We start from the raw sequence: 290 nt of genomic DNA, 5'->3' as shown, positions 1-290 counted from the left end.
CTGTTCTATGCACCGCCACGTAGCGAAGGCTATCAGAATCGCATCTAGACCGGTTACCAGCGTTTGTGCCAGCCGATCTGCGATCTGTTGATGGAGTTGGTCGGCGACGCCTCCGTCGGGGAAATCGAAGGTGCCTTCTGCGACGGTCGTTACAACGTCAACCTCAATGGCCGCAAAATGTTCGGCACCGCCCAACGGTTGCGTCAGAGCGGCGGCCGCCCGGTAGGGTTGGTGCATGGGGCGTTGTTAATGGAAAACGATCGCGAAGAACTGATCGCGGCGGTCAATCG

1 pseudogene is annotated in these 290 nt (G+C 58.6%); it reads left to right on the top strand.

The features are described 5' to 3' along the window. A pseudogene (locus ACFZPT_RS26650) lies at positions 1–290 on the top strand (lipoate--protein ligase family protein); the annotation flags it as partial.

It is taken from the genome of Pseudomonas sp. MD330_10, assembly GCF_042610415.1.
GTDB classification, from domain to species: domain Bacteria; phylum Pseudomonadota; class Gammaproteobacteria; order Pseudomonadales; family Pseudomonadaceae; genus Aquipseudomonas; species Aquipseudomonas rhodesiae.
The sequence above is the reverse complement of the archived record's forward strand: the minus strand, read 5'-3'. Positions and strand labels throughout refer to the sequence as shown.